Consider the following 10,004-nt stretch of genomic DNA (forward strand, 5'->3'; position numbering starts at 1 on the left):
GAGCATGACGCAAATAAGCCGGAAACGACGCAAATCCGCGGAAAGCGGGTGGGCGGTTAGCCACTTCATTGAGAAGGGAGATGGTGTAGAATGAATACATACGAAGCAAAGTCTGTGGCACTGCAATCTAATTTAGTTTTTTAAAATTGTTTTCATCTTCATCTAAAATCTTTTTCATCAGTGCTCGATTGTTGCGATGACATAATAATGCTATAATTATGTCATAATAAAGTGCAGGGAGATGTGACTATGCCTGAAATTCGTCCGATAAAGGATTTAAGAAATACAACAGAAATCTCTGAATTGTGCCACCAAATCAAGGAACCACTGTTTATTACGAAAAATGGTTATGGAGATTTAGTTGTAATGAGTATGGAAACTTATGAAAAGTCCCTTGGAAAGCTTGAGCTATATCAAAAATTAGCTGAAGCAGAGGTTCAAATTAAAAACGGAGAAGAACTTTTAGACGGGGAAGAAGTCTTCAAAGACTTAAAGAAAAAGTATGGAAAAAAGTGAATTCGAAATTAAAATTACACCAAAAGCATATGAAGATCTAGATGAGATTTACGGTTATATTGCAAATGAACTTTACAATGAAGATGCAGCTGATAATCTTTTGGAAAAAATGGAAACAAACATCATGAGGCTAAAGGAATTCCCGTTTTCTTGTAGTTATGTAAGAGATGAGATATTAAAGAATAAAGGCTACCGTAAGCTTATTGTTGATAATTATATTATTTTTCATCTAGTCAATGAATCCGACAAAGAAGTTGTGATCATGCGTGTTCTGTACGGTAAACAAAAGTATCAAGACCTTATTTAGTGCAGTTGAACATATCCCATTTGTCCAAGAGAATACTAGATAGTCGGCCTTCCGGTGAACCGGAAGGCTTTGTCCAATTTCCTTGAAGATTGGGTCTAGATAAATGTTGTGTAGGGTAAATTTGAGTGACTATAATTCAACCTCCGAAACATGTTAAATAAAGGAAAAATTTGATATTAATTTCCTATTCTCTGATATATAATATCCTGGATGGTTCCTATTACTATCGTAATCTGAATGAAATAAAAAATATAACGACTGAGGTGCACAATGAAAATCATCTTTTTCATTTTTGCAATAGCCATTTCAGTATTTTGGACCAACTATAAAAAAGAAGAATATGTGAATCTTGATAAAATTGATCCATCCGTATTCAAGCACATACTAGACATCTTTGGCTTTAGTCTCATGGTTTCCTTTTTCGGATGGTTTATTTTTAGGGAAGGCCTGTTTCTGTGGTCCATTTTATATACAGGCATTCTTTCAGTTCTTTTGCTAGGCTTGGCAGAAAAAAAGGGCAGGATGAAAATCTGGGTTGGCGGTTTTGTTATTGTGACGTTCCTGTTTTGCGGGTTTCGAGTCCCGACTCATTCCGATTCATTTCAAAATTGGGTTAGTGAAAAGAACCAGCTCTATTGCCCGAGCGGCTTTGATTGTGTTAAGGTATCAACCGATATCGATTCAAATCAACACTTGGTTACGAAGTCAGAAATCGTTCCTATAACTGGTGGCTACACAAACTGGTATCTCCTGTTTGCCAAAGGCTACTTTTCTTACGAAGACGAGACCGGCAAAGAAGTTCATTATCAAGGGATTAATATAGCAGGTTGGTGGATTGAAACGACTGATTAAAAAGTCTTTTCTTGCCAATCACCATTCGAATGTAATTCGAGAGGTGATTGGCTTGTTTTTTGGGAAGAGCAACAGTGATGCACCCATGACGCATCCCACTGGGACAAGGGACCTGTCCCTCTGTCCCAAATTTAAAGGTCATAAGGAGGATTATAAGCTATTTTAGCGAATTATACTTAGGACTAAGGACACAGTCCAAGAGGGGGATTGGATGTTAAAGAGTAGATTAAAAGTGTTGGTTACTGTGGGTTCTTTTTTGGGTATTGCAGGGGTATTATTGTTATTTTTCAATGCAAATCTCGGACTGGCAATGGGAGAAAATTGGCTCGTATCAAAGGGTGGAGCAGATACTGCACTGTATCTATTGGTGATTGAATTATATTCAAATAGTTTTTTAGCCACGGGAAGTATCCTTTTTGGGGTTGGCCTTCTTACAGTTTTGCTAGCTTACTATAATTTGATAAAAATTGAAAATTAAGCATGTGGGACAAGGGACCTGTCCCTCTGTCCCAATTAGGGGGAAGACATGATTAGGAGAGTTATTTTTTTATGGTTGTTTTTGGTTTTTTGTTTTGGATTTTCTGTTGTTGGTGCAGAGGAGAGTGTGCTGTTTGAGCAGGGGAAAGGGTATGAAAAAGGGGCTTATCAATTAGAAGCGCCACACCCTACTTCCTACAATTGGACGAGGCAATCAAAATTAGCTGGGCCTTCGATTCCAGAAATAAAGTGGAAATCAGGGGAACTCAGTCACGATATTGCAATTGATAAATATGGGATCATTTACACCATTTCCAGTTTAAGAGGAGATTTACTCGCCTATTATCCTTCAGGTGCATTAAAATGGAGGGTTGCCTTGGGAGATGTTGATGAACAAACTGAAGCTATATCATCACCTGTTGTTGCAAGGGATGGAACCATCTATCTTGGTGTAAGAAGCTGGGAACCAGAACAGGATCCAAAGTTTTGTAAAAAAGGGACCTGTTACCCTGGAGCGCTCATTGCAATGAATCCGAATGGAACTGAAAAATGGAGAACATTATTGGAGGAAGGCGTATCTCTGTCCAGTCCAGCTATAGACAAAAATGGGAATATCTATATCGGTACTGGGGCGTACGATTCACGAGGAAAGCTCTATTTGATTAACCCAAGCGGTGACATCATTTGGAGTTATAATCCTAGGGATCATTTTGAACCAGATATGTATCTTTACGAAATGGGTTTCTATACAACGCCAACGATTACAAAGGACGGATATGTATGGGCACAGGGTATGCTTTTTAAAGATCAACAATTTGTTGAAGCCTATGATGCAAGTTTTGGCTCTGCAACAGTTGGAGATGACGGAACGATATACAATGCTACATATGTAGGTTCACTTTTAGCGCAAAAGAATGGATATCTAAATTGGGAATTGCTGTTAGATGAATCATACTATAATCAAAGCGGTTACTGGTGTCATGTTTTTGGGACAAGAATCTCTTCAACACCGGCTATTTCGGAGGATGGAACCATCTATATTGGGGGAGAAGATGGAAATTTTGTTGCATTCAACCTGAATGAAATTGAAAAATTAAATCAAAAATTTGAATGTGGCGGTCAATATGTCTTTAAAAAAACGAGTGAAATGAGTTCTTGGAGCTACAACACTGGGAGCTGGCTAAGCTCGGCAATTATCGATTCTAATGGTGTCGTCTATGTAACTTCGAATAACAGTGAGACAGAGACAAGTACCTTATATGCTTTTAATAAGGATGGTAGTGTCAAGTGGAAGATAGATGGAGTGGAAGGAGCATTAGCCATTGGAAAAGATAAGACCATTTATTCATTTGGTAGAGAGGGGTTAGTTGCAATTGGTCAAAGGCTACCGAAGACTCCATTGGCAAACCCAGTCTTCGATGATTCCACAATCGTAACTGGAGCAGCAGACCCTTATACAAAAATAAGTGTAAAAGTGGGTTCTAATACGATTGGAAGTGGTCAAACAGATGCGAATGGAAAATTTTCAGTGCCGATTCCAATTCAAAGTATGAGCACTGAGCTTTTCATCACATCGACCGACAATGAAGGAAATATGAGTGAGGTCACTAAAATCAGGGTGAAATCATCCATTTCGGGATGGGTTCAAGAAGCAGGAACCTGGTATTACTATGATGAATATACAGGTAAAAAGAAAACAGGTTGGTTACCGGATCGAGGACTTTGGTATTATCTTGATCCGTCGTCAGGCGCGATGAAAACAGGCTGGATCCAAACCGGAGGCATCTGGTATTACTTGAACCAAGGTGGTGTGATGCAAACCGGTTGGCGGCAAATCGGAGGCACGTGGTACTATTTCAACAAGAGTGGCTCCATGCAAACCGGTTGGCTCCAAACTGGAGGGACATGGTATTACTTGAACCAAGGTGGTGCGATGCAAACCGGCTGGCTCCAAACTGGAGGCACCTGGTATTACTTGAACCAAGGTGGTGCGATGCAAACTGGCTGGCTTCAAAATGGAGGCGCATGGTATTACTTAAAACCGGGTGGAGCTATGCAAACCGGTTGGCTTTTTGATAATGGCACCTGGTACTATTTACAAAGTAGCGGGAAGATGCATATGGGTTGGTTGAAAGAAGGAACAACCTGGTATTACCTGAGATCCAGTGGCTCCATGCAGACTGGTTGGGCTTATATCTCAGGAATCTGGTACTATTTTTATAGTAATGGAATCATGCGCTAGTTCTCATCTAAAAATTCATAACCAAAGAAGTCACTTGAGTCATCTCAAGTGGCTTTTTTGTACATATTCAGACATACTTCAAGCGATACGCGCTATTTATAGGGAAAAATAGGAGGTGATTTAAACCTGGGTTTAATCCAAAGAGTGCTTGCTCGATCGAACAATGTTTATTGAATGCTTTTTTTCCGAATAAAAAGGCCAGCCCTAAAGAGTCATTGGGCCAGCCTCTGTATAATGTCTTATTCGTTTCCTTTACCATTGTCTTTCTTGTTTTCAGCGCCTTTATTTTGGCCGTTTTGTTTCTTTTCATTAGCTTGTTGCTGCTTTTCAACTTTCTTTTCTTGTGCTTCTTGCTTTTTAACATCAGCTTTTGCCTGACCTTCAGCACGTTTTTCTGCTGCCATAGCCTTAGCTTCTTCTTTCTTAGCTAATCCTGGTGCAACAACAGTAGTTTCTTCTGCAACTTCAGTCTCAACTGGTTCTTCTGTTACTACTTCTTCTATTACCGGTTTTTCTGTTACTTCTACTTCTTCTGATACTTCCACTTCTGCTGTTTCATCTGTTACAGCTGTTTCAGTATCTACTGCGATTTCTTCCTCAACAACTTCTTCTTCAGTAGTAGTTTCAACTGTGGATTTTGCTGCTTTTGCTTCAAGCTTTGCAAGCTTTTTGTCTAATTTCGCAAAAGACTTTTGAATATTTTTCATTAACGCTGCCTGAGCTGTAGGATTTTTAACCTTTGATAATGCTGCAACTAATGCGTCAATGTTTTGAGCAAGCTTCACTTCAACTTCATCTTCTGTCGCTTCTGTGTCTTCAGTTGATTGATTTTCAGTCACTTCAGTTTCAACTGTAGCTTCCTCAGTCACTTCAGTTTCATCTGCCGCTTCTGTATCTTCGCTAGCACTTTCCTCAGATGCAGATAAACTTTCAGCTGCTTCCTCTTGAGTAGCAATTGCCTCTTCTAAAAGTGATGCTGCCTCGTCAGTTTTCCCTTCTGCAAATAATGCATTTGCTTCAGCAATACGCTCTGCAGCAAAATCAGCTAAAAGTCGAGCTTCCTTGTAATCATCAATTGTTACAGCAAGTCTTACTTTTTCCAACATAATTTTTACAAAGTAGAAGAAATCTCCAGGAACCAATGCAGGTGCCTCTTCTTGATCTTGATCAGTTTCTTCTGTTGCTTCTTTGTCAGCTTCTTCTTCTGTAGCGGAATTTTCTTCAGTTACTTCTTCATCTGTAGATACTTCCTCTGAAGCCTCATCTTCTGTAGCCGTTTCTTCTTCAGCCAAATTTTCTTCTACTGATGTCTCTTCATCTGTAACATCTACTTCAACTACTTCTTCAACGTCTGATGGAGTTGGTTCAACAACATCCTCATTTGCAAATGCAGCGCTTGTTCCTAATGAAGAAAAAATAAGTGCTGATGCTACTGCACCGCTTAATATTGATTTTTTAATTTTCATGGACTATTTCCCCCTGTATATGATTTTACCTTACACCATTCGACGGAATCTGATAGGTTGTGAGGGTAAAACTAAAAAAATTTAAAAAATTATTAAAAAATTCGATAATATATTCTCATGACAGGATTCATATTTGAATCTCTCAAAAAGAAGGATACTTGTCATGCATATTAGTATATCATGCATGGTATATTTTTTTATTTAAAAATGTTGGAAACCTTTAGAGATTTTCTTTTCGCTCAACAGCCATTTACTTGGATGACGATGATTTTTTTACGAACAATTTATGCATACTTCAAGTGATACGCGCTTACCCTAAAAAAAGAATACTATATCTCTTATTAGGATGATAAAAATGGATGGAATAAAGCGTTGGGAAATGAGACAAGAACTAGATGAAACGGTTGTGATTATATACCTCGACGAAAATGATTCGGAATTTGCAAGTGAATTCTTACATTCAGGTCAAAATGAACCTGAAGATTTCCAGCATAAAATCCAGAACTTGTTAAAAAACAAATTACCGTCTATTCGTAAAGCAACTGTAAAAATAATGGTTGGTTCAACACTTATCGCAACTCTAGCAAATCTCCCAATCAACAACAAAGCGTATGCACATGAGACTGATTTTAATATGTCGTACCTGTATTTTGGTAGCACCAGTTCCTTTTTAAAGCAAGTCCAGGCGACACAAGGGAATGTCAATACAACTGCACCAAGCTATTTCGATCTGAACGCAGATGGTTCCTTGAAATTTACATACCAGCTTGATCAGAATTTTATTAATCAAATGCATAATCAAGGAATCAGAGTTGTGCCGTTTGTGAGTAATCATTGGGACCGTGAAAAAGGTCGAGCAGCGCTTGCTAACCGCGAGCAGCTGTCAACCGAAATTGCAGCGGCTGTTGAAAAATATAATCTAGACGGTGTGAACGTTGACATCGAAAACGTGTCCGACATTGACCGTGAAAATTATACCGATTTTGTTCGGCTTTTACGTGAAAAAATCCCAAAGCACAAAGAGGTGTCCGTTGCCGTCGCAGCAAACCCAAACGGCTGGACAAAGGGGTGGCACGGTTCCTACGATTATAAAAAACTTGCCCAATACAGCGATTACCTCATGATCATGGCATACGATGAGAGCTATCAGGGCGGTCCAGAGGGACCTGTCGCGAGCTATCCGTGGGTAAAAAAATCAGTGGAATACGCACTGAAGCAAGGTGTCCCAAGTGAAAAAATTGTACTCGGGTTGCCTTTTTTTGGCCGATATTGGCAAGAAGGCGCAACAACCGGGGGCTATGGGATTCCGGCAGATCGTGTCAATGAAATGATTGCAAAATATGAATCAACGGTTGTGTATGATGAGGGCTCTCAATCACCGAAGGCGATCATCAAAATAAAGGAAACGGATGAGCCAATTAAAATTTCGGGTAGGACACTGGGGCCAGGAACGTACCACATCTGGTATGAGAACGAGGCCTCGCTTCAAAAGAAAGTATCACTCGTCCATGATTATGAGCTAAAAGGTACGGGGAGCTGGGCGCTTGGACAGGAGGATACTAGGATTTGGAATAACTTTAGCGTTTGGCTAGCTGGCCACGGTGCTGAGACGGATGTATCGAGTGAACAACAATTACCGCCGCAGCCGTCAGCAACTACAACCATGTATACAGTTGTGGCAGGAGATACACTTTCACGCATTGCGAGAAATTATTCTACTACCGTAGATGCAATCAAATCAATCAACAATTTAACGTCCGATATGATTTACGTCGGGCAAAGGCTGATTGTCCCAACTATCGACGGACAAACTGCCACTGTGGTAAAAACCGGCTGGGTACAAGAAGGGGCGAATTGGTATTTTTACACTAATCAAGGTCAGTTAAAAAAAGGCTGGCTCCTCGACAGGGGCACTTGGTACTACCTCGACCAAACAACTGGGGTCATGAAGACCGGATGGCTCAAGGACGCAGGTACTTGGTATTTCTTAGACAGCGGTGGGGGAATGAAAACAGGCTGGGTTCAAACAGGCGGAAAGTGGTACTTTATGAACACAAGTGGTGCTATGCGGACGGGCTGGGTTCAAACAGGCGGCAAATGGTATTTTATGAACACGAGCGGGGCCATGCGGACGGGCTGGGTTCAAACAGGTGGCGAATGGTATTTTATGAACGCCAGTGGAGCCATGCAGACAGGCTGGGTTTACACCTCCGGGAAATGGTACTACATGAATGCGAGTGGAGCAATGGAAACCGGGTGGCTGCAACTGAATAATAAATGGTATTACCTAGAATCAAGCGGTGCGATGGTAACAGGCTGGCGCTTAGTCAACAGCAAATGGTACTACTTCTACAACAGCGGTGAAATGGCAGCAAACACCACAATCGGGAAGTATAGATTTGGAACCGATGGCGCCTGGATTCCATAATGTGGGACGCGGGGACAGGTTCCTCGTCCCATTTGGGACAAGGAACCTGTCCCTCTGTCCCGATAAAGCAATGCAATTCGGAACTGACCGAATTTGCATTGCTTTTTTTACTATATTACTCTTTGAAACTATCAATAAAACTACGAAAAGGAACCCCTATTCCATATTTATCTAACTATTGAAAATATTCCCAAAATATAATAAACTCATAGAGTAGTAGAAAAGACTCATTAAAATTTCAGGAGGTAGTAAAAATGGCATGGAAAGAAAATAGGTATTTATTTGCTGTGTTTTTGTTTACTTTGTTATTTATGTTACTTTCAGTTCCATTTGCAGGTAATAAAGTAGATGCAGCAACAGCACTAGACGAAATTGAAATCACAACACCGTATATTGTAACTGATGCAGTACAATACAAGGACAAGACATTTATCATTGGTAGAGATGTAGGGACCGATAGGGAGCAAATGAAAGTAGTGGTAAGAGAAGGGGATTTGGTTGAAACTGTTATACCTGCTTCGGAATTAGGAAAGACGGCAGATTATGAAGATATTTGGCCAATTATCTTACAGGAAACGGATCAGAACCTTTACATAGAGATTATGGGTGATGGTACATTATCAGTTGTATATATCATTGATAAAAACACAAATAAATATAAAAAGAAAACAGGGGATCAACTGTTTGAACCATTTAAACAAATGATTGAAGAAGCCGGCTATGATGCTTCTAAATTTTTATTATCGAGTGACATCTATTTTCAAGGTGAGGAAGCTGTTTGGGCGGTAGCTCAAACTTCCGTAAGCTATGCAGAAGAAACCCAAGGTACGACACTTGTCCTAAATAAAGAGTTTGGGGTGGTGAAGGCTTTTGAAGATTATGAGGTTTACGGTAGTTATTATGAGCTTGTAGATAGTTTCGCCTTTGATCAACAAGGTAGTCTTTACTATGAAATGGAGCACGATGAAAATAATCATCAGCTAGTTAAGATTGATCGGAACGGTGTTGAAACCACTTATTCAATTCCAAGTGATTTCACACTTACTGTTTTTTCAGTTAATAATAAAAGTAATTTAATGAATGGATTCATAAAATATAACATACCAGGAGCCATTTATGCTTATAATGCAGTCCTTACAATCGAAGGAGGACAAGTCAAATTACTTAATGCCTTTTTTCGTCTGAGTAATTTTCAATTTGACGAGGATGGAAGGTTTTGGTTGAATGGCCGTGACGAAAATTCGAATGATGCTTTGGGCTATTTAGATGATTCATTTGAACCAAAGTTTCTATTTGCTACTGAAGGAATGTTTTCTGGTTTTGATGTATATAACGGTACAATTTTCTACTACAATGAAGAAGGCTACGGCTATTCCGTACTAGAAGATCTAGTTGATGATGAGGAAGAACCTGAAAACAATAAACGCGGATGGGTGATGGAAAACAATACTTGGTATTTCTTTAATGAAAATGGCGAGAAAGTAACGAATTGGCTGGAAGTGGATGGGAAATGGTACTATTTCGCTGCTGACGGAGCAATGGCTGAAAATAAATGGGTCCAAAGCGGTAGCACATGGTACTTCCTTGGCAAAGGAGGCGCGATGCTGACAAACAGCTGGGTCCAAGACGGTGCATGGTACTATTTGAATAAAGATGGTGTCATGGTTGAAAATGCTTGGGTCCAAAGCGGTAGCGCATGGTACTACATGGGCAAAG

Annotated in this window: 7 protein-coding genes and 1 pseudogene; 7 read left to right on the plus strand and 1 reads right to left on the minus strand. The window is 39.9% G+C overall.

Annotated elements, in window-relative coordinates:
• Positions 1–249 precede the first annotated feature (249 nt).
• From V7112_RS15505 to V7112_RS15525, 5 genes are all read left to right on the plus strand, one after another.
• Positions 250–516: a type II toxin-antitoxin system Phd/YefM family antitoxin gene (locus tag V7112_RS15505; protein WP_335421378.1), complete on the plus strand. Its 267-nt coding sequence runs from the start codon at positions 250–252 to the stop codon at positions 514–516.
• Entirely contained in the window at positions 503–823 is a 321-nt protein-coding gene (locus tag V7112_RS15510; protein ID WP_335421379.1) for a type II toxin-antitoxin system RelE/ParE family toxin, read from the plus strand. The genes V7112_RS15505 and V7112_RS15510 overlap by 14 nt, the downstream gene beginning before the upstream one ends.
• A gap of 270 nt (positions 824–1,093) precedes the next feature.
• Positions 1,094–1,675, plus strand: coding sequence for a hypothetical protein (locus V7112_RS15515; protein WP_335421381.1), 582 nt, complete (start codon positions 1,094–1,096; stop codon positions 1,673–1,675).
• A 211-nt stretch (positions 1,676–1,886) separates the two neighbouring features.
• The gene (locus tag V7112_RS15520) at positions 1,887–2,153 is read left to right on the plus strand and encodes a hypothetical protein (RefSeq protein WP_335421383.1); all 267 of its coding nucleotides are present in this window, start codon (positions 1,887–1,889) and stop codon (positions 2,151–2,153) included.
• 48 nt (positions 2,154–2,201) lie between these two features.
• Positions 2,202–4,394, plus strand: a complete 2,193-nt coding sequence (locus V7112_RS15525) for an Ig-like domain-containing protein (RefSeq protein WP_335421385.1) — start codon at positions 2,202–2,204, stop codon at positions 4,392–4,394.
• Between the two features lie 239 nt (positions 4,395–4,633).
• Here V7112_RS15525 and V7112_RS15530 read toward each other — a convergent pair whose 3' ends face one another.
• Complete coding sequence (locus V7112_RS15530) at positions 4,634–5,860, minus strand: DUF5667 domain-containing protein (protein WP_335421387.1); 1,227 nt, start codon at positions 5,858–5,860, stop codon at positions 4,634–4,636.
• Between the two features lie 355 nt (positions 5,861–6,215).
• Here V7112_RS15530 and V7112_RS15535 point away from each other — a divergent pair, with 355 nt between their 5' ends.
• Positions 6,216–8,288, plus strand: coding sequence for a glycosyl hydrolase family 18 protein (locus V7112_RS15535; RefSeq protein WP_335421388.1), 2,073 nt, complete (start codon positions 6,216–6,218; stop codon positions 8,286–8,288).
• Positions 8,289–8,542: 254 nt separating this feature from the next.
• Positions 8,543–10,004: pseudogene (locus V7112_RS15540) on the plus strand (hypothetical protein); the annotation flags it as partial.

The sequence above is a fragment of the Bacillus sp. JJ1566 genome, assembly GCF_036962685.1.
Lineage (GTDB): Bacteria > Bacillota > Bacilli > Bacillales > Bacillaceae_L > Ferdinandcohnia.

What these genes read in the sequence shown, in the direction of transcription:
- V7112_RS15525 (WP_335421385.1), top strand. Translation starts at nt 2,202, where the DNA reads ATGATTAGGAGAGTTATTTTTTTATGGTTGTTTTTGGTTTTTTGTTTT.
- V7112_RS15515 (WP_335421381.1), top strand. Translation starts at nt 1,094, where the DNA reads ATGAAAATCATCTTTTTCATTTTTGCAATAGCCATTTCAGTATTTTGG.
- V7112_RS15505 (WP_335421378.1), top strand. Translation starts at nt 250, where the DNA reads ATGCCTGAAATTCGTCCGATAAAGGATTTAAGAAATACAACAGAAATC.
- V7112_RS15520 (WP_335421383.1), top strand. Translation starts at nt 1,887, where the DNA reads ATGTTAAAGAGTAGATTAAAAGTGTTGGTTACTGTGGGTTCTTTTTTG.
- V7112_RS15510 (WP_335421379.1), top strand. Translation starts at nt 503, where the DNA reads ATGGAAAAAAGTGAATTCGAAATTAAAATTACACCAAAAGCATATGAA.
- V7112_RS15535 (WP_335421388.1), top strand. Translation starts at nt 6,216, where the DNA reads ATGGATGGAATAAAGCGTTGGGAAATGAGACAAGAACTAGATGAAACG.
- V7112_RS15530 (WP_335421387.1), bottom strand. Translation starts at nt 5,860, where the DNA reads ATGAAAATTAAAAAATCAATATTAAGCGGTGCAGTAGCATCAGCACTT.